The sequence below is a fragment of the Sphingobium naphthae genome (genome assembly GCF_043589935.1).
Taxonomy (GTDB): Bacteria; Pseudomonadota; Alphaproteobacteria; order Sphingomonadales; family Sphingomonadaceae; genus Sphingobium; species Sphingobium naphthae_A.
This window is the reverse complement of sequence record NZ_CP171454.1, coordinates 1,517,279-1,534,149: the sequence shown is the minus strand read 5'-3', so window position 1 is coordinate 1,534,149 and position 16,871 is coordinate 1,517,279. Positions and strand designations below refer to the sequence as shown.

The 16,871-nt window shown below is 66.8% G+C and carries 22 protein-coding genes; 9 read left to right on the top strand and 13 right to left on the bottom strand.

The features are described 5' to 3' along the window. The first annotated feature begins 31 nt into the window (after positions 1–31). The 4 genes from ACGGKE_RS07590 (at position 32) to ACGGKE_RS07575 (ending at position 2,263) form a co-directional block, all read left to right on the top strand. On the top strand, positions 32–538 hold the full coding sequence (locus ACGGKE_RS07590; RefSeq protein ID WP_317516490.1) for a YbjN domain-containing protein: 507 nt from the start codon (positions 32–34) through the stop codon (positions 536–538). Positions 539–542: 4 nt separating this feature from the next. After that, positions 543–1,355, top strand: a complete 813-nt coding sequence (locus tag ACGGKE_RS07585) for a pyrroline-5-carboxylate reductase family protein (protein WP_394436641.1) — start codon at positions 543–545, stop codon at positions 1,353–1,355. Between the two features lie 64 nt (positions 1,356–1,419). Continuing rightward, positions 1,420–1,923 (top strand): asparaginase domain-containing protein, encoded by a 504-nt coding sequence (locus tag ACGGKE_RS07580; RefSeq protein WP_394436639.1) that lies wholly within the window; start codon positions 1,420–1,422, stop codon positions 1,921–1,923. Between the two features lie 82 nt (positions 1,924–2,005). Next, positions 2,006–2,263: a hypothetical protein gene (locus tag ACGGKE_RS07575; RefSeq protein WP_394436637.1), complete on the top strand. Its 258-nt coding sequence runs from the start codon at positions 2,006–2,008 to the stop codon at positions 2,261–2,263. 79 nt (positions 2,264–2,342) lie between these two features. On the opposite strand, the gene ACGGKE_RS07570 is transcribed toward ACGGKE_RS07575, so the two are convergent. The 5 genes from ACGGKE_RS07570 to ACGGKE_RS07550 all read right to left on the bottom strand — a co-directional run bounded on the left by ACGGKE_RS07570 (position 2,343) and on the right by ACGGKE_RS07550 (position 5,222). After that, positions 2,343–2,870: a CarD family transcriptional regulator gene (locus ACGGKE_RS07570; protein WP_009822450.1), complete on the bottom strand. Its 528-nt coding sequence runs from the start codon at positions 2,868–2,870 to the stop codon at positions 2,343–2,345. A gap of 237 nt (positions 2,871–3,107) precedes the next feature. Further along, positions 3,108–3,446: a ferredoxin FdxA gene (gene fdxA / locus ACGGKE_RS07565; protein ID WP_228165631.1), complete on the bottom strand. Its 339-nt coding sequence runs from the start codon at positions 3,444–3,446 to the stop codon at positions 3,108–3,110. Between the two features lie 116 nt (positions 3,447–3,562). Beyond that, complete coding sequence (locus ACGGKE_RS07560; RefSeq protein WP_394436633.1) at positions 3,563–4,210, bottom strand: heme exporter protein CcmB; 648 nt, start codon at positions 4,208–4,210, stop codon at positions 3,563–3,565. Then, entirely contained in the window at positions 4,207–4,818 is a 612-nt protein-coding gene (gene ccmA / locus ACGGKE_RS07555) for a heme ABC exporter ATP-binding protein CcmA (protein WP_394436631.1), read from the bottom strand. Before ccmA ends, ACGGKE_RS07560 begins: the two co-directional genes overlap by 4 nt. Then, positions 4,815–5,222, bottom strand: a complete 408-nt coding sequence (locus ACGGKE_RS07550; protein ID WP_394436629.1) for a metallopeptidase family protein — start codon at positions 5,220–5,222, stop codon at positions 4,815–4,817. Before ACGGKE_RS07550 ends, ccmA begins: the two co-directional genes overlap by 4 nt. A 41-nt stretch (positions 5,223–5,263) precedes the next feature. Between ACGGKE_RS07550 and ACGGKE_RS07545 the strand changes: the two genes are divergently transcribed. After that, a complete protein-coding gene (locus ACGGKE_RS07545; protein WP_394436626.1) occupies positions 5,264–5,554 on the top strand; it encodes a 4a-hydroxytetrahydrobiopterin dehydratase in 291 nt (96 codons plus the stop codon). Between the two features lies 1 nt (position 5,555). Here the strand turns inward: ACGGKE_RS07545 and ACGGKE_RS07540 are convergent, their stop codons facing one another. From ACGGKE_RS07540 to ACGGKE_RS07530, 3 genes are all read right to left on the bottom strand, one after another. Beyond that, positions 5,556–6,071: a hypothetical protein gene (locus tag ACGGKE_RS07540; protein WP_394441811.1), complete on the bottom strand. Its 516-nt coding sequence runs from the start codon at positions 6,069–6,071 to the stop codon at positions 5,556–5,558. A 29-nt stretch (positions 6,072–6,100) separates the two neighbouring features. Beyond that, positions 6,101–8,434: a patatin-like protein gene (locus ACGGKE_RS07535; protein ID WP_394436623.1), complete on the bottom strand. Its 2,334-nt coding sequence runs from the start codon at positions 8,432–8,434 to the stop codon at positions 6,101–6,103. Between the two features lie 69 nt (positions 8,435–8,503). Next, positions 8,504–9,202, bottom strand: coding sequence for an endonuclease/exonuclease/phosphatase family protein (locus tag ACGGKE_RS07530; RefSeq protein WP_394436620.1), 699 nt, complete (start codon positions 9,200–9,202; stop codon positions 8,504–8,506). Positions 9,203–9,289: 87 nt separating this feature from the next. Here ACGGKE_RS07530 and radA point away from each other — a divergent pair, with 87 nt between their 5' ends. Both radA and ACGGKE_RS07520 read left to right on the top strand, forming a co-directional pair. Then, positions 9,290–10,657: a DNA repair protein RadA gene (gene radA / locus ACGGKE_RS07525; RefSeq protein WP_394441642.1), complete on the top strand. Its 1,368-nt coding sequence runs from the start codon at positions 9,290–9,292 to the stop codon at positions 10,655–10,657. Between the two features lie 11 nt (positions 10,658–10,668). Further along, positions 10,669–11,187 (top strand): CvpA family protein, encoded by a 519-nt coding sequence (locus ACGGKE_RS07520; RefSeq protein ID WP_394441639.1) that lies wholly within the window; start codon positions 10,669–10,671, stop codon positions 11,185–11,187. A gap of 3 nt (positions 11,188–11,190) precedes the next feature. On the opposite strand, the gene ACGGKE_RS07515 is transcribed toward ACGGKE_RS07520, so the two are convergent. The 5 genes from ACGGKE_RS07515 to ACGGKE_RS07495 form a co-directional block, all read right to left on the bottom strand. Further along, positions 11,191–11,391, bottom strand: coding sequence for a hypothetical protein (locus ACGGKE_RS07515; RefSeq protein ID WP_394441636.1), 201 nt, complete (start codon positions 11,389–11,391; stop codon positions 11,191–11,193). Between the two features lie 53 nt (positions 11,392–11,444). Continuing rightward, a complete protein-coding gene (locus ACGGKE_RS07510) occupies positions 11,445–12,341 on the bottom strand; it encodes an NAD-dependent epimerase/dehydratase family protein (RefSeq protein ID WP_394441808.1) in 897 nt (298 codons plus the stop codon). A 23-nt stretch (positions 12,342–12,364) separates the two neighbouring features. Further along, the gene (gene proB, locus ACGGKE_RS07505) at positions 12,365–13,498 is read right to left on the bottom strand and encodes a glutamate 5-kinase (RefSeq protein WP_394441633.1); all 1,134 of its coding nucleotides are present in this window, start codon (positions 13,496–13,498) and stop codon (positions 12,365–12,367) included. Between the two features lie 94 nt (positions 13,499–13,592). Beyond that, positions 13,593–14,687, bottom strand: a complete 1,095-nt coding sequence (gene obgE / locus ACGGKE_RS07500; RefSeq protein ID WP_394441630.1) for a GTPase ObgE — start codon at positions 14,685–14,687, stop codon at positions 13,593–13,595. A gap of 30 nt (positions 14,688–14,717) precedes the next feature. Beyond that, positions 14,718–15,335 (bottom strand): TetR family transcriptional regulator, encoded by a 618-nt coding sequence (locus tag ACGGKE_RS07495; RefSeq protein WP_394441627.1) that lies wholly within the window; start codon positions 15,333–15,335, stop codon positions 14,718–14,720. Between the two features lie 54 nt (positions 15,336–15,389). Between ACGGKE_RS07495 and ACGGKE_RS07490 the strand changes: the two genes are divergently transcribed. After that, positions 15,390–16,241: a metal-dependent hydrolase gene (locus ACGGKE_RS07490; protein ID WP_394441624.1), complete on the top strand. Its 852-nt coding sequence runs from the start codon at positions 15,390–15,392 to the stop codon at positions 16,239–16,241. A gap of 32 nt (positions 16,242–16,273) precedes the next feature. Then, a complete protein-coding gene (locus ACGGKE_RS07485; RefSeq protein WP_394441621.1) occupies positions 16,274–16,807 on the top strand; it encodes a GNAT family N-acetyltransferase in 534 nt (177 codons plus the stop codon). Positions 16,808–16,871 lie beyond the last annotated feature (64 nt).

Sequence of the window (16,871 nt, the reverse complement as noted above, 5' to 3'; positions counted from 1 at the left end):
CTTTCACCGCTCGCGGTGATAAGGCGCGCCGATGATGGATAGCGACGAATTTGAACATGGCGGGCAGGAAGCCGCGCCGATCGATATGCTGGCTGCCTATTTCGAGGCGCATGGTTGGAGCTTCGACCAGGTCGGCGAAGATGAGATCGTCGGCAACACGCAAGGGTCCTGGGCGCAATATGAGCTGCGGGGGATCTGGCGCGACGAGGATCAGGTGCTCCAACTGCTGGTGCTGCCCGACATCCGCGTCGCGGAGGACAAGCGCGGCCCTATCTATGAAACGCTGGGCCTGATCAACGAACAGCTTTGGATCGGCCATTTCGAGCTCTGGTCGTCCAGCGGCATCGTCCTGTTCCGTCATGGCGCGATGCTTGGCGCGGGCGGGACGTTGACGCTGGACCAGGCGCAGCTGCTGGTCGAAACCGCGATCGACGAATGCGAACGCTTCTATCCGGTGTTCCAGTTCGTCCTGTGGGGCGGCAAGTCACCGGCGGAAGCGATTTCCGCTAGCCTGATCGAAACCCGCGGCGAGGCTTGATCCGATGACCGGCGGCTGGCCCGACCATCTGTTCCTTGTCGGCTGCGGCAATATGGCGGGGCAGATGCTTGCCTGCTGGATCGCCAGCGGGCTTGATCCGGCGCGCGTCACCGTGCTGCGGCCCAGCGGCCGCGCGGTGGCGGACGGCGTGACCGTCGTCACCGACTATCCCGCTGCGCTGCCCCGGGGCACGACGATCTTGCTGGGCATGAAGCCCTATCAGATTGCCGAGGTGGCGACGGCGCTAGCGCCGCTCTGCACCGCCGATACGCCGGTCATTTCCATTCTCGCCGGCACGACGCTGAATGAACTGCGCACGCGCTTCGCGGCGGCGACCGACATTGTGCGCGCCATGCCGAACCTGCCGGTTGGCCTGGGGGAGGGGGTGGTGGCGCTGTTCACCGACGACCGGACGTCGCCAGCCGCTCGCGCGCATGTCGACGCGCTGATCGCGCCGCTGGGTCTGGCCGAATGGATGGCCGACGAAACGCTGTTCAACCGCGTGACGGCGCTGTCCGGTTGCGGTCCGGCCTTTCTGTTCCGCTTCGTCGATACGCTGGCGCGTGCAGGCGAAGCGATCGGCATCCCCGCCGACCAGGCCGCGCGGATGGCGCTGGCGACGGTGCAGGGGGCCGCGAACATGGCGGCAGGTGCGCAGGTCAGCCCGGCGGCGCTGGCCGATCAGGTCGCCAGCCCCGGGGGCATGACTCGCGAGGGGTTGAACATCCTGGACGCCGACGATCGGCTGCTGGCGCTGCTGACCGATACGCTGGCGGCGGCGCGGGATCGCGGCGAGGCCATGGCGCGCGGCGGCTGAAAGGGCGGTTTCAAAGCCGGGAGGCTTGGGCTAGAGGGCGCGCAAACATCCTGCGGAGCCTGCCATGCTGTCCCCCAACGCCCCGATCCTGCTGCTGACCACTGGCGGCACCATCGACAAAATCTATTTCGACGCCCTGTCCGATTATCAGGTCGGCGAAACCGTCATGGCGAAGCTGCTGGAGGTCGCGCGGGTCAAGCGCCCCTTCCGCATCGAGGAAGTGACGCGCAAGGACAGTCTGGAACTGGACGATCGCGACCGGGCGCTGATCGCCGCGCGCGTGGCGGCGGCGCGGGAAAACCACATCGTCATCACCCATGGCACCGACACCATGACGGAGACGGCGAAGCTGCTGCAGGGTCAGCGCGGAAAGACGATCGTGCTGGTAGGCGCTCTGGCGCCAGCCCGCTTCGGCGAGTGCGATGCGAGCTTCAACCTGGGCATGGCCTTCGCCACGGCGCAAGTGGCGGAGCCGGGTGTCTATATCACGATGAGCGGATCGGTGTTCCGCGCCGACAGGGTGATCAAGGATCGCGCCAAGGGCGCCTTCGTGCCCATCGAGGACTGATCGCGGGTCGCTTCGCTTCCGGAACCATCGCACGGCATGGCGCATTGATCCTGCCGGGTGGCATGATGAGGAGGATGACGTTATGGCCGATTATCAGGTCGAGCAGGAGCGCCCGGCGCCCACGACCACGACGGTGATCGAACGGCGCAGCGGCGGTGGCGGCACCACGCTTGCGATCCTGCTGCTGGTGATTGTGGTGGCGGTCGCCGCCTTTTTCCTGATCAGCAGCGAAACCAGCAAGGACAATGCGGTGTCGAGCGCCGCCTCGCAGGTCGGCGAAGCCGCCAGCAGCGTGGGCGATGCGGCGCAGGATGCGGCCGGCGCCGTCAAGGACGAATAAGCGCGCGACCATGGAACCGAAAAGAGACGCCCCGACGGCATGTCGGAGCGCCCCTTTTCACGCGATTATCGAAGCAAGCTTAGCCTTCGACCTTCGCATATTTCGGCGCGGCCTCGTTCAGGATGCGCAGGATCTTCTGCAGCGCGCTGGGCTCGTCCGTTTCTTCCATCGCCGCCAGTTCGCGGGCGAGGCGGCTGGACGCGGCCTCGAAAATCTGCCGCTCCGAATAGCTCTGCTCCGGCTGGTCGTCGGCGCGGAACAGGTCGCGGGTCACTTCGGCGATCGAGACGAGATCGCCCGAATTGATCTTCGCTTCATATTCCTGCGCGCGGCGCGACCACATGGTGCGCTTCACCTTGGGCTTGCCCTTCAGGGTCTCCATGGCTTCCTCCAGCGTCTTGTTGGAGGAAAGCTTGCGCATTCCCACGCCTTCGGCCTTGTTGGTCGGCACGCGAAGGGTCATGCGCTCTTTTTCGAAGCGCAGAACATAGAGTTCCAGCTCCATGCCGGCGATCTGCTCCTTCTGGAGCTCGATCACACGACCGACGCCATGCTTGGGGTAAACGACATAATCACCAACGTCAAAGGACAGCGCCTTGGCAGCCATTTGATACCTTTCCAATTCCTACGGGAGGCGGGCCGTCGCGGAGCAGCGAGGCAAAGCGAGATGCCAGAATGTGCACGGCGCGACCCGTCAAGACATGAAGTTCATTCTCCAGGGCCGCATCTAGGGTAATCCGACCGTTATGGGCGGTTTTAGCAGATTCGTAACAAAATTACCACCCCCAGACACAATGGCTGGGGGTGCGACACGATCTGACACGCTATCGCGGCGATGGGGGGCTCAGTCGCCCTTGCCGGGCTCGGGCGAGAAGAACTGCTCCAGCTTGTTCTCCACGCCGTTCATCGCGTCGGCGTCGGCGGGCGCGTCGCCCTTGACGGTGATGTTGGGCCATTCGGCGGAATATTTGGTGTTGAGCTCCAGCCACTTCTCCAGGCCGTTCTCGGTATCGGGCAGGATCGCCTCGGCGGGGCATTCGGGCTCACACACGCCGCAATCGATGCACTCATTGGGGTTGATGACCAGCATGTTCTCACCCTCGTAGAAACAGTCCACGGGGCAGACCTCGACGCAATCCATGAATTTGCAGCGGATGCAGTTGTCGGTCACGACATAGGTCATTGTTCGAGCACTCTTGTCCTTTGGAAAAGCGCGGCCCTGCTATGCCTGCGACGCGCGAAGGTCAATGAGGATAATGTTGACCGGGGTGTAGGGGCGGTTTGGCGGCCCAGGTGCGGCTATTCGCGGCCTGCGCGGATCGCGGCGCCGCCAGCGAAGGGGGTGATGGCGACCAGCAGCAGCGAGGACGCGGCCAGGAATTTGAGCGCCGCGCCGCTGCCGTCGCCCAAGGTTCCCGCGCCGAAGATCAGCAGCGGCACCGCCAGCGGCAGCGCCAGCAATCCCGCCAGCGCACCGCTGGAGCGCAGGCCCGCCGTCAATGTGGCGACCAGCAGGCCGAGCGCGGCAAGCGCGGGCGTGCCGAAGAGCAGCCCGATCTCCAGCCGCAGGATCGTCGCGCCGCTCAGCTTCAGCAGCGCGGCCGCGGGAAGGGTGGCCACCATCAGCGGTGGGCCGAAACCGATCCAGTGTGCGATCAGCCGGGCCAGCACCACCATCTCCTCACCGATTCCGCGCACGGTGATCTGGTCGAGCACGCCGTTCTGCGCATCCGGCGCGATGAGGCGATCGACCGGCAGCAGGCTGGCGAGCAGCGCGGCGATCCAGATCATGCCGCCGCCCGTCCGGGCCAGCAGCGCCGCGTCCGGCCCGACCGCGAAGGGATAGAGGCTGGCGACCAGCAGCAGGAAGGCGACCGGCAGCCACAGGCCAGCCGATGCCCAGGCCTGGCGCAGGTCGCGGCGGATGAGCAGCCAGAGCAGCGTCATGCCGGCTCCACCGGATCGTCAGCCCGATATTCGTCCAGGGCGATCGTCACGGGCGCGTCGACGGGGAGCGGCTGGTGCGAGGCGGCGACGACGATGCCGCCCGCCGCCAGATGCCGAGTCACGGCATGGCCGAGCAGATCGAGCGAAGCGGCGTCGAGGCCATTGCCGGGCTCGTCCAGCAGCCAGATCGCAGCGCCGCTGGCGATGAGGCGTGCCAGCATCGCCCGTTTGCGCTGGCCGGTCGACAGCATCCGCACCGGCACCGACGACAGCCGCCCCAGCGCCATCGCGTCGATGGCGGCGTCCAGCTGTGCCGAAGTAGCGCCATCGAGCTCGGCCCAGAAGACGAGGGCCTTGCGGAGCGACCAGTTGCTGTCCAGCGCCAGCCTCTCGTCGCAAAGCGCCACGCCGCCGCGCCGCTCGACCCTGCCGGCGAAGGCGGGGAGCAAACCGGCGCAGATGAGCAGCAAGCTGGATTTGCCCACGCCGTTGGGGCCGGTCAACAGCGCGCCGCCGCCCGGTTCCAGCGACAGGTCGACGCCGCGGAACAGCATCCGGCCGCCTCGCAGGCAAGCGACGCCCTCGAGTCGCAAGGCCGCGCCGTTCATGGAGCGACCATGTCCTCCAGCACATGCATGTCGATGTCGGAGAGACCGAAATGATGGCCAATCTCATGCACCACGACATGGGTGATGAGCGCGTCGAGCGGGACGCCGGTTTCAACCCATTCGTCGAGCAGGGGGCGGCGGAACAGGTGGACGGTGGGCGGCGTGTCGCCGGTCTGCGCTTCCTGGCCTACCGGGCGGCCGCTATAGAGGCCGGTAAGCCCAAAGGGATCGTCTATCTCCATTTCCCGCAGCGTGTCGGCATCGGCGAATTCCTCGACGAACAGCACGACATGGGCGAGATGGTCGCGGAAGGGATCGGGCAGGCGACCCAGCGCCTCCAGCGCGAGCGTTTCGATCTCCTGCGCGGTGGGGGCGAAGCGGGGCGGTTGACGGGTCTGCGACATGGCTGCCACATAAGCGCAAAGCGCTGCCGGAGGATAGGGACATGATCGCGAGGCTGAACGATGAGGAGCGTGCCAAGGCGCGCGCCGAACTGCCCGAATGGACCGCGATCGCCGAACCGGATGGTTTGTCCCGCCGCTTCACCTTCGCCGATTTCAATGCCGCCTTCGGCTTCATGACGCGGGTCGCCATCCTGGCGGAGAAGGCGGACCATCATCCCGAATGGTCGAACGTCTATAATCGCGTCGACATCGTGCTGACGACGCATGACGCGGGGGGCGTGTCGCAACGGGACGTGGACCTGGCGCGCGCGATCGACGCGCTGATCGCCTAGGTCAGCGATAGCTCAGCTGCGTCTCGATGCGATCGTCATAGCTTTTGAGCGCCGCCATGACCGACGGATCATCGCCATAGCGCCGGCGCAGCATCGCCAGCCGGGCATCGGTGCCATGGCAGAGTTCAACGATATTTTCCTGAATGAAGGCGCGTCGCTCCGCATCATGGGGCTTTTCTCCCCGGAAATGGTCGCAGCCATCGCGCGCGACCATGAATTCAGTGACTTCCCGCGGGAAAGGTGCGGCGCTGGCCGCAACGTCGGAGGGCGGCAGGTCGAGCGGGAAATAGGGCGCGGGCTGCGCGCGCACGGTGACGACGGGACTGGCGGGGAGTGTCGCGCCGGGCTCCGTCGGCGTGGACGCAGGCGCGGGCGAAGGGACGGGAGCGGGGGGCCGGCGCATGGCGACGGCAGCGGCAGGCTGAATGGCAGCGGTCTGGGCGGCGGCGGGCGCGGCATTGTCCGCCTGCGCGCTGTCATCCGACGCGCGGCAGCCGGCGATCAGCGCCAGCATCATGACCATCGGAACCAGCACAACTCGCCTGCTCACCCGATTTCCTCCCGCAAGCTGGCGATCAGGTCCGCAACATGCGGCAAGCGCGACTCTTCCTCGTCGAGGATCGCCAGAAACGCGGCCCGCCTATAGTCGGCCAGCATGTCGGGCGAAAGGCGGCTTGCCGCAGGGACACTCGAATTCACGATGTCCAGAAGCCGCTCGATGCCGTGCAGCCGTCCCCACAGATAATCATTTTCGCGATACACGCGGCTGAAGAAGGCCCCGAAGTTGTTGAATTCTATCCCTTTCAGCGTCGCCTGGCCGCCGCCTGTCCGGATCGCGCCGCAATCTTCGGGCGAAATCCTGTCGACCTTGACCGGATCATATTCGTCGAGAGTGTCACCCTGAAGCAACGGTAAGGTGGCGATGTCGGTGAAGGGAAAGCCCAGATAGGCGAGCAGCATCGTTCGCCGACCGACCTTGGGAAGGCCCGCAAACGCCTCCGCCAGCATCAGGTCGGCGGCATCGTCGCGCGCCTTGAGGCCCCGCGCCCGCGCCACCGCCTCCAGCGCCGCGGCGGCGTCAGTCGGCACCGCCTTGGCCGCGGCGATGACGGCATCTCCATACATCTCGCTCTCCTCGCACTCGGCATAGAGGGTGAGCGCACCATAGATGGCGTCGTGCATGGCGAGCACCGCCGGGTCGTCGGCCTCCGCCTCCATTTCCAGCGTTTCCGCCAGCCGGCGCGCCAGGAACCGCAGGCGGCGGATGCGGAAGGAAAGATCATGCGCGCGGAAGAAGGCGACCGGTTCCGTGCCCGACCCGCCATTGTCGCCCAGCTGGTCGGCGCCCGCGCTGCGCACCGCCGACCAGATCGCCTGGCGATAGGCTTCGCGCATCATCGCGCTGTCCTCGCCGCTGAGGCGGAAGAGCAGGGTGCAGAGCGATTCGACGATGCCCGACAGTTTGAGATGGCCATAGGCCGGATAGGCGAAGCCGGCCGCGCTGGCCGCGCGCTGCTGCGCCTTGGCGCGCCACGCGGACAGGCGCGCAGGCGTGGGCCGGTCGAGGAAGAGCATGCGGCCGATCGCGGCTTCCACCTCTGCGTCGATCCCCGGCCGCAGCGCGTCGAAGATGCGCCGCATCCGCCGGATCCGCGCCGAATGGCGGTCTATGACGTCCAGATTGTCGCGGATCGGCTGTTCGCGCGGAATGTCGGACAGCGCGCCGAAGATGGTGCGGAAAAATCCCGGCAACGGTGCGCCGGCGCCGGTCGGCGTCTCTTCCTGCTGTCCTTCCTTGTTGAGGCGGATGGAGCGATGGCCCGGCTTGGGATCGATATAGACGAAGCGCCGGTCGACTTCCCGCCGCGAAGGTCGGTTGCGCAACGCGCCGATCGCTTGCGCGAACGGGGCATTGGCCAGCACCGATCCGTCGATCAGCACCGCGTCCTCGGCCGTGCCTCGCGCTGCGTGGCGCGGCAGCGCGCGAGCGAGGAATAAGTCGCGGGTAGGCCAGCTGCGGTGCCTGCTTTTGAGGACCCGGTCCAGTTCCCGCACCGTGAAGGGCGGGAAGGCGCCGGGAAAGCTGGCCGTGGCGCGGGCAGCGAACACCAGTTCCGCCGGGTCGGCGAACAGCCTTCCCCCCCGCCCACGCGCGCGAAAGCCGATCGAGAGCCGATGTTCGGTTTCGATGACCTGGGGCGGGCTGTTGAGGTTGAGGCTTTGCGGATGGCCTTCGAAATCGGTGACGGTGACGAACAGGTCGAGCGGATGGCCTTCGGGCAGCAGCGGGGGGCCGCGATCGGCCGCGGCCATGGCGTCGAACGCGTCGAGCAGCATGGTGGTGAAGATCTCCCCGCCAAAGGGCGGCTCGAACCAGCGCGAACGGATGAAGCGCGACAATTTCATCCGCACCTCCTCACGCGTGGCGGGAGCGACTGTGCGTTCGACCGCGTCGCCGGGATGGCGCGCGGCCATCCACACCAGCGGCGTCGCCCAGAATTTGGTGAGTGCGCGGGCGGGCCGGGCGTCCGGGTCGAGCAGGCGGTCGACATCGGCATTGTCGAGCCACAGGTCGGTCAGCGGCTCCAGCGACTGGCCGGTTTCGATCGCCTGGGCAAGGAAGATGCCGTTAATGCCGCCCGCGCTGGCGCCGGCGATGATGTCGGGCATGATGCGCAGGCGGATCCCGCTCTGCGCCTCGATCGCGCCGAGCAGCGCGCGATACACCGCCTCGCTGCCGCCGCCCGGCTCCGCATTGTCATGATAGGCGCGGCTGGCGCGGGCCAGCCGCCACACTTCCTTGGTGATGCCATGCATGTAGATGGCCAGGCTGATACCGCCATAGCAGACCAGCGCGAGCCGTAATTCCCGCTCCTTCATGAGGGGAAGGTCGCAGAGGCCGGCGGTCTTGTCGAGGGCATCGGCACGGCAGCCAGGCGAATAGCCGCGTCAGCCAAGCGCGAACTCCGCCCATATGGGCAGATGGTCGGACGCCTTGCGAGCGGCGGCGCTGTCATGGACACCGCTGTCCCTGAGCGTCAGCTTGCCGCAATGCATGATCCGGTCGAGCCGGGCGACAGGGCGGCGGGCATGGAAGCTGCGGCCGCATGGCGCAAAACTATAATGGCGGGCGAAGTCGGCGAGGCAGCCACGTCCCGCGCTCCATTCGTTCAGATCGCCCATGAGGATGGTCGGCATGGCTTCGCCCTGAGCGGCGGCATGGATGACCGCCGCAGCCTGCCGACGTCGCCACAGGCCCGACAGGTCGAGATGCATGCCGAATACGCGCACGGTCGCCTGGTTGACCGTGACTTCCGCCATGGTCGCGCCGCGCGGCTCCAGATAGGGAAGATGGAGCACGTCATGGGCGCCGATCTGAGCCTCCTTGCGGACCAATATGGCGTTGCCGTGCCAGCCCATCGAGTCGACCTGCACGTTGATCGGCACGGACTTGTAGCAGCTGAGATTATCCAGCAGCAGCGGCGGAATGGCGGCGGATCGCACCCCGAAGCGGCGATCGGCTTCTTGCAGGGCTATGATGTCGGCATCGATTTCCCTCAACACGTCCAGCACGCGTTCAGGGGCCCGTCGTCGATCCGTGCCTATGGCCTTGTGGATATTGTAGCTCGCGACACGGATCGTTTTCATGCCGTATCAATGCCCGAGCGGCCATGATGTTTCCAGCGCGCGGTGCTTCGTTCTTGAATTGTTCCGATCCATTCGCCATGACAGGTCATGGCCAAGGCAAAGCGCAAGTTCGTCTGTCAGCAATGCGGCACCGTCACCAGCCGGTGGCAGGGCCAGTGCGAGGATTGCGGCGAGTGGAACAGCATCGTCGAGGAGGTGGGCGAGACCGTCTTTTCGGCACGTCATGACTTGCAGAGCGGCGGGCGCGCGATCTCGCTCGTCGCGCTGGATAGCGAAGTTGCGCTGCCGCCGCGCACCAGCACGGGCATCGCCGAGTTCGACCGGGCGCTGGGCGGGGGCATCGTGTCGGGTTCCGCCACGCTCATCGGCGGTGATCCGGGTATTGGCAAATCGACATTGCTGCTGCAGGCCGCCGCGCGCATCGCCGTGCGCGGCCTGTCGGTCGCCTATATCAGCGGCGAAGAGGCGGCCGACCAGGTGCGGTTGCGCGCCCAGCGGCTGGGCCTTGGCGGCGCGCCGGTGCAACTGGCCAGCGCGACATCGGTGCGCGACATTTTGACGACGCTGGGGGATGGCCCGCCGCCGGCGCTGCTCGTCATCGATTCGATCCAGACGATGCACAGCGACCTGATCGAAGGCGCGCCCGGCACCGTCAGCCAGGTGCGGGCGTCGGCGCAGGAATTGATCAAATTCGCCAAGCAGCGCGGCACGGCCATCATCATGGTCGGCCATGTGACCAAGGATGGCAGCATCGCCGGGCCGCGCGTGCTGGAACATATGGTCGACACCGTGCTCGCTTTCGAAGGGGAGCGCAGCCATCAATATCGCATCCTGCGCGCGATCAAGAACCGCTTCGGCGGCACGGACGAAATCGGCGTGTTTGCCATGGTGGCGGAGGGGCTGGAGGAAGTCGCCAATCCTTCCGCGCTGTTCCTGACCCATCGGGACGAGACGGTGACGGGGGCGACGGTCTTTCCCGCGCTGGAGGGGACGCGCCCCGTGCTGGTCGAGATACAGGCGCTGGTGGTGCGGCTGTCGAGCGGCGCGACGCCGCGCCGGGCGGTCGTGGGCTGGGACAGCGGTCGACTGGCGATGATCCTGGCGGTGCTGGAAGCGCGATGCGGCCTCAGCTTTTCTACCGCCGAAGTCTATCTGAACGTCGCGGGCGGCTATCGCCTGTCCGATCCGGCCGCCGATCTGGCGGTGGCGGCAGCGTTGATCTCCGCCCTGTCGGAGCGCCCGGTGCCCGCCGATGTCGTCCTGTTCGGCGAGGTTGCGCTGTCGAGCGAGATACGTCCCGTCGCCCATGCGCCGCTGCGGCTGCGGGAGTCGGCGAAGCTGGGCTTCAACCGGGCCTTCATACCCGCCGCCGCGGCCGATGGGGTGAAGGGCATAGCGGTGAGCGGATTCCGCACGCTTGCGCAGCTGGTTGACCAGATGCTGGGACGCGGATAGCCACGCAGGCGATGAACGCCATCGACATTCTCGTCCTGCTCGCGATCGGCGGGTGTGCCGTGCTGGGCCTGCTGCGCGGCTTCGTGTTGGAGACGCTGTCGCTGATCGCCTGGGTGCTGGCGATCTTCGCCATTCGCCTGTTCCATGCGTCCGCCGCCGAGTTGCTGAGCGCCTTTGTCGGATCGCCCAGCGGCGCGGCGGTGCTGGCGCTGATCCTGGTCTTTGGCGTGACGTTCGGCGCGGGCAAGATGCTCGCCCATGCGATCGGCCGGCGCACGCGGCAGTCGGTGCTTGGCCCAGTCGATCGCGTTCTGGGGGCGGGCTTCGGCGCGGTGAAGGGCCTCATCGGCGCGACGCTGGTCTTCCTCGGCTTCAGCCTGGTCTATGACACCTTCTACGGCAGCGGGGCGCGGCGGCCGGACTGGCTTAGCGACGCCCGCACCTATCCGTTGCTCAACGCCAGCGGACAGGCGATCAGCGAATTTCTGGCCGAGCAGCGTGATAAGCCCGCCGCGCCTGAGGATCGCTGAGGATCAGTCGTAGCTTTGTTCGGTATGCTGAGTGACATTGTTGTCGCCGGTCACCTGATCCTCGTGCAGTTCCTCGCCATGCCAGATGTTGCGGGCCAGGAAGATGACGATCACGATCGCCAAAATGAGGGCGACGATCCAGCATCCCGCGCGTTGCAGGCGGCGGGCGCTGGGCTGTTCGGACGGGGGCATGCGTTCGGTCATGCGGGACAAAGCGCCGACCCGCCATCGTGGTTCCGCGGCCTGCTAACCCAAGATCAGAGCCAGCCCTTTTCCCGATAGGCGGCGACCGTGGCCTTCAGCCCGTCCTCGGTTGGGATCTGGGGCATCCACAGGCGGCGGGGCGGCTGCATCGCTGGCGTGACCACCCAGTCGGGATGGCAGAAATAATCCACGCGATCGGGGGTCAGCCTGGCATTGCCGCGCCGGATCAGCCGATCCGCGCGCGCCGCCATGCCGAGCGCCCAGCGCGGCGTCGCCACCGTTCGCACCGGCCGCCCGACCGCCCGGCCGATCGCCGCGCCGAAATCCCGATGGTCCCAGCCGTCGGGCGTGCCGTCATCGACTTCATAGATGCGGGTGAGGCTGTTTTCCGTTTCCTTCGCCGCCGCGAGCAGCAGCCGCGCTAGATCGCCGACATGGATGACGGACAGGCGTCCGCCCGGCGGCAGCATCATGATGCCGCGCTTGGCCATGCGGAACAGCTCCAGCATCTCGCGGTCATTGGGGCCGTAGATGGCGGGCGGCCGCACGATCGTCCAGTCGAGCCCGCTGGCCTTCACATGGCGTTCGGCCAGTTTCTTCGACCAGCCATAGTCGGACAATTGCGGCTCGCGCGCGGCGAGCGAGGAGACATGGATCAGCCGGCGGATGCCACGCCGGCGCATGGCGTCGATGACCGCAACCGTGCCGCGCGCGTTGCCCGCTTCGAACCCGGCGCGACCCGGCGCGTTGACGACGCCCGCGATATGCACCACCGCGTCGGCGTCGCGCACCAGCGTATCGAGCGCGGCCGCATCCTCGAGCGACCCCGGCACCCATTTCAGCCGTGCGCGCGGCGGCTGCGCCCGGCGCGTCAGCGCATTGACGCGCAGGCCTTCGCCCAGCGCCTGTTCCAGCGCTTCGGCGCCGACGAATCCCGTCGCACCCGTCATCGCAATCCGAAAAGGGCTCATGGTCAGATCATCGCCAGATGGTCGCGATGGACCAGCACGGATCGGGGCATCTCGCCCAGCAGGGCGGCGATGTCCTCGCTGCGGCGGCCGGCGATCTTCGTCGCGGCGCCGCTGTCATATTCGATGAGGCCGCGCGCGATGACGCGGCCATCCTGGGCGACGATGTCGACCACGTCGCCGCGATCGAATGTGCCTTCGACGCGAGCAACGCCGGCTGGCAGCAGGCTGTTGCCCTTTGCCAACGCCTGTTCGGCCCCAGCATCGACGGTCAGCCGCCCCTGCGTCGTCAGGCGGCCCGCCAGCCAGCCCTTGCGCGCGCCCTTGGCTTGTGCGGCGGCGAGGAAGATGGAGCCCCGGCCATCATTGGCCCAGTGCGAAAGAGGCGCATCGACCTTTCCCGAGATGATGGCGAGATGCGCGCCCGCGCCAGTCGCGATGCGCGCCGCCTGGATCTTCGACACCATGCCGCCTGAGCCCATGCCCGACGCAGAGCCGCCATCCGCCATCGCCGCGATCCGCGCGTCGATCGTCTCGATCGTTTCAATCAGCATGGCGTCGGCATCGACGTGCGGGTTGGCGGTGTAAAGCCCGTCGACATCGGAAAGCAGGACAACCGCGTCAGCCCGTGCCGCCTGTCCGATGCGCGCCGCCAACCGATCATTGTCGCCGAAGCGGATTTCCGCGGTGGCGACGCTGTCATTCTCGTTGACCACCGGCACGACGTCGAGCGCCATCAGCCGCTCCAGCGTTGCCGATGCGTTGAGGTAGCGACGCCGGTTTTCCAGATCGTCGAGGGTCACCAGCATCTGCGCGGCGGTGATGCCCTGCTGATCGAGCAGGCCGGCCCAGCATTGCGACAAGGCGATCTGCCCCGTGGCGGCGGCGGCTTGTGCATCGTCCAGGCTGCCGCGGCCGCCCTTGGGCAGCTTGAGGCGGCGCGCGCCGAGCGCGATCGCGCCCGAGGAGACGATGATGACCTGTTGTCCCGCCGCCTTGCGCGCGGCGACATCCGCCACCAGCGTGCGCAGCCAGTCCACCCGCACCTGTCCCGCCGGGTCGACCAGCAGGGCGGAGCCCACCTTGACGACAAGGCGGCGGACAAGGGCAGGGGGAAAACCGGAGAGCGGGTGAGTCACGACAGGGAGGTTCCGTTCGCATCGAGCGACGTCGGGAAGCGGGTGGCGTCACGGTTTCGCGCTTCGCGCGAACCGGCAGGGCTGGCACTGGGCTTCAGATCGGCGACCATGGCTTTTCGGCCTCGGGCGCGTCATCCTCCTCGCCCTCGACCGGTTCATCCAGCATCGGCAGCACCGCGTCCAGCAACGCGCCGACGCCTTCGCCGGTCGCGCCCGAAATGATGAACACATCCTCCACGCCCGCTTCCTCGCGAAGCTGCGCGGCAATGTCCTCCATCAACTCCTGGCCGAGCAGGTCGCCCTTGTTGAGCGCGACGATCTGGGGCTTTTCATCAAGGCCGCCGCCATAAGCCGCCAGCTCGTCGGTGACGATGCGGAAGGCTTCGACCGGATCGTCGCCGGTCGCGTCGATGAGGTGGAGCAGCACTCGGCAGCGTTCGATATGGCCCAGGAACCGGTCGCCTATGCCTGCGCCCTCGGCCGCGCCTTCGATCAGGCCGGGGATGTCCGCCAGCACGAATTCGCGGTCGCGGTGCAGCACGACGCCCAATTGCGGCTTGGTGGTGGTGAAGGCATAGGCGCCGACCTTCGCCTTGGTATTGGTCACCTGGTTGATGAGGGTCGATTTGCCGGCATTGGGCATGCCGACCAGGCCGACGTCGGCCAGCAGCTTCAGGCGCAGCCACACCCACATTTCCTGACCCGGCCAGCCCGTTCCGTGCTGACGCGGGGCGCGGTTGGTGCTGGTCTTGTAGGACAGGTTGCCGCGGCCGCCATCGCCCCCGCGCAACAGCACGATGCGCTGGCCGACTTGCGTGAAATCGGCGAGCAGTTCCTGCTCATATTCCATCGACCCGTCGTCCTCATCCTCGGTTCCTTCGATGGGAACGGGGTCCGAGAGGATTTGCGTGCCAACCGGCACCTTGATGACCAGGTCGTCGCCGCCGGCGCCATAGCGGTTCTTGCCCATGCCGGGCTGGCCGCGCTGCGCCTTGAAATGCTGGGTGTAGCGAAAATCGATCAGCGTGTTGAGGCCGGCCACCGCTTCGAAGATGATGTCTCCGCCCTTGCCGCCATTACCCCCGTCCGGACCGCCATATTCGACATATTTTTCGCGCCGGAAGCTGACCGCGCCGGGACCGCCCCAGCCGGACTTGATGTAGATTTTCGCTTGATCGAGGAAATGCATGGCGCGCCCATAACGCTATTAGCGCGAAAGTTAAACCTTGGCCTGCGCGGCAATCGTCGCGGCCTCCTGCATCAGGGCGAAGGTGAGGCTGCGGGTCGCGATTTCCCGCGCTTTTGCGCGGGGCAGGCCGATCGCGGATGCCATCGCTCCCCCCAGTTGCGAATCGCCCAAGGCAAGCAGGATCAACATCAGCGTATTTTCGCGGATCAGTTCAGCCATATCGGCGCTGAGCGCGCTGCCCGCGAGCCGATCGACCAGGCGATGAATCGCGTCAACCACGGGATCGAGCGCATCCTCATTGCCCGACGCCAGCATCCAGCTCGCCAGCGCGCCCGCGCCCTGCGCGTCGAACGCATCGAATGTCATGTCGACGATGGCGCGTGGACCCACCTCGCCGCGCCGCGCCGCATCCACCGCTTCACCGATGCTGGTGGTGATGCTGTCCGCCAGATGCGCGGCCAGCGCCTTCTGCAGTCCGGCGGCCGACCCGAAATGATGGAGGAGATTGGCGTGAGTGCGCTCGATGCGGCCGGCTACGGCCTTGAGCGTCACGGCCTGGGGCCCCGCTTCGATCAGCAAGGCCCGCGCGGCTTCAAGGGCGGCAAGGCGGCTTTCGTCCGGGCTGAGGCGTGCGCGTTTCATTGACATGCGTGTCAGTTGCTCTTATTTACATCAATGTCAGTAAGCAACGGAGGTGTCCGCATGACTCCCACCGACCTCACCATTACCCCGCGCGACCGTCGCTTCGGTCGGGACCGCCGGGCGGAACGACATTGGCTGAACGGCGACCCGATCGCCACGGCTTTCTTCAACGCCCTGTCGATCACCTTTCCGCGCGGCGAAGCCTTCTTCATCGAGTCCGTGCGCGCCTTCCGCGACGGCGTGCCCGCCCAATTGGCGAGGGAGATTGCGGCGTTCATCCGGCAGGAAGTGGTGCATAGCCGCGAGCATCTCGCCTTCAACCGGCAGGTGACCGATCATGGCTATGACGTGTCGCAGCTGGATGCCGACGTCACAATGGTGCTTGATCTCGCCAGGCAGAGGCCGCCGATCATGAGCCTGGCCGCCACGATGGCGCTGGAGCATTTCACGGCAATCCTGGCGCACGAACTGCTGCGCGATCCCCGTCATCTGGATGGCGCCGATCCGGACATCGCCGCGCTCTGGCGCTGGCATGCGATCGAGGAAATCGAGCATAAAGGAGTGGCGCATGACACCTGGGTTCACGCCACCCGCGATTGGTCGCGCGTCCGGCGCTGGTGGGTCAAGTCGGTGATGATGCTGATCGTGACGAAGCATTTCCTGCATCATCGCGCCCGGGGCATGATGGAATTGCTGCGTCAGGATGGGGTGACTGGCGTGGCCGCATGGGGTGGGTTGCTGCGCTATGCGCTGGTGCGGCCGGGTATATTGCGGCGGGTGGCCCTGCCTTGGCTCGGCTATTTCCTGCCCGGCTTTCATCCCTGGGCAGTGGATGATCGCGACCTGATCGCGCGCGCTGACACGCCCTATGCGGCCGCCCGGCAGGATGCGCCATTGCCGTCGGCGGCTTGACCCGGCCGGCCGCGGCGGCTCTTAATCGCGCGATGATCTCTGCACCGACGCTCGAAACCGCCCGCCTGACCCTGCGCCCGCACCATGTGGACGATTATGCCGCCTGTCGATCGCTCTGGGCCGATGGGCAGGTGGTACAGCATATTGGCGGGGTGCCGCAGGATGCGCAGGCGGTGTGGTTCCGGCTCCTGCGATATGCCGGCATGTGGGCAATGCTGGGCTATGGCATGTGGGCGATCGAGGATCGCGACAGCGGGGCCTTCCTGGGGGAGGCGGGGCTGCTCAGCGCGGCGCGCGGCCTGCCCGAGCTGGATGGAGTGCCCGAAGCGGGCTGGGTCCTGACGCCGGCGGCCTGGGGCAAAGGCGTGGCGTCCGAAGCGATGACGGCAGTGCTGACCTGGGCCGACGCGCAGGTCGAGGCGCCGTCGCTTCGCTGCATCATCCATCCTGACAATGCAGCGTCGATCAAGGTGGCGGAGAAGCTGGGCTTTGCCGCGCTGGTCGATACAGAATTGGCGGGCACGCCGACGCGGGTCTTCGACCGTCCCAAAGCTGTCTGGAGCTGAGCCTTATCACAATGATCCGGCGGAGGATGATCCCCGCTCGCGCGGGGATGACGGGTGAACGTCG

Bases quoted from the DNA above. Each gene is read 5' to 3' on its own strand.
- ACGGKE_RS07590 (WP_317516490.1), top strand. From the start codon at position 32: ATGATGGATAGCGACGAATTTGAACATGGCGGGCAGGAAGCCGCGCCG.
- ACGGKE_RS07585 (WP_394436641.1), top strand. From the start codon at position 543: ATGACCGGCGGCTGGCCCGACCATCTGTTCCTTGTCGGCTGCGGCAAT.
- ACGGKE_RS07580 (WP_394436639.1), top strand. From the start codon at position 1,420: ATGCTGTCCCCCAACGCCCCGATCCTGCTGCTGACCACTGGCGGCACC.
- ACGGKE_RS07575 (WP_394436637.1), top strand. From the start codon at position 2,006: ATGGCCGATTATCAGGTCGAGCAGGAGCGCCCGGCGCCCACGACCACG.
- ACGGKE_RS07570 (WP_009822450.1), bottom strand. From the start codon at position 2,870: ATGGCTGCCAAGGCGCTGTCCTTTGACGTTGGTGATTATGTCGTTTAC.
- fdxA (WP_228165631.1), bottom strand. From the start codon at position 3,446: ATGACCTATGTCGTGACCGACAACTGCATCCGCTGCAAATTCATGGAT.
- ACGGKE_RS07560 (WP_394436633.1), bottom strand. From the start codon at position 4,210: ATGACGCTGCTCTGGCTGCTCATCCGCCGCGACCTGCGCCAGGCCTGG.
- ccmA (WP_394436631.1), bottom strand. From the start codon at position 4,818: ATGAACGGCGCGGCCTTGCGACTCGAGGGCGTCGCTTGCCTGCGAGGC.
- ACGGKE_RS07550 (WP_394436629.1), bottom strand. From the start codon at position 5,222: ATGTCGCAGACCCGTCAACCGCCCCGCTTCGCCCCCACCGCGCAGGAG.
- ACGGKE_RS07545 (WP_394436626.1), top strand. From the start codon at position 5,264: ATGATCGCGAGGCTGAACGATGAGGAGCGTGCCAAGGCGCGCGCCGAA.
- ACGGKE_RS07540 (WP_394441811.1), bottom strand. From the start codon at position 6,071: ATGATGCTGGCGCTGATCGCCGGCTGCCGCGCGTCGGATGACAGCGCG.
- ACGGKE_RS07535 (WP_394436623.1), bottom strand. From the start codon at position 8,434: ATGAAGGAGCGGGAATTACGGCTCGCGCTGGTCTGCTATGGCGGTATC.
- ACGGKE_RS07530 (WP_394436620.1), bottom strand. From the start codon at position 9,202: ATGAAAACGATCCGTGTCGCGAGCTACAATATCCACAAGGCCATAGGC.
- radA (WP_394441642.1), top strand. From the start codon at position 9,290: ATGGCCAAGGCAAAGCGCAAGTTCGTCTGTCAGCAATGCGGCACCGTC.
- ACGGKE_RS07520 (WP_394441639.1), top strand. From the start codon at position 10,669: ATGAACGCCATCGACATTCTCGTCCTGCTCGCGATCGGCGGGTGTGCC.
- ACGGKE_RS07515 (WP_394441636.1), bottom strand. From the start codon at position 11,391: ATGACCGAACGCATGCCCCCGTCCGAACAGCCCAGCGCCCGCCGCCTG.
- ACGGKE_RS07510 (WP_394441808.1), bottom strand. From the start codon at position 12,341: ATGACGGGTGCGACGGGATTCGTCGGCGCCGAAGCGCTGGAACAGGCG.
- obgE (WP_394441630.1), bottom strand. From the start codon at position 14,687: ATGCATTTCCTCGATCAAGCGAAAATCTACATCAAGTCCGGCTGGGGC.
- ACGGKE_RS07495 (WP_394441627.1), bottom strand. From the start codon at position 15,335: ATGTCAATGAAACGCGCACGCCTCAGCCCGGACGAAAGCCGCCTTGCC.
- ACGGKE_RS07490 (WP_394441624.1), top strand. From the start codon at position 15,390: ATGACTCCCACCGACCTCACCATTACCCCGCGCGACCGTCGCTTCGGT.
- ACGGKE_RS07485 (WP_394441621.1), top strand. From the start codon at position 16,274: ATGATCTCTGCACCGACGCTCGAAACCGCCCGCCTGACCCTGCGCCCG.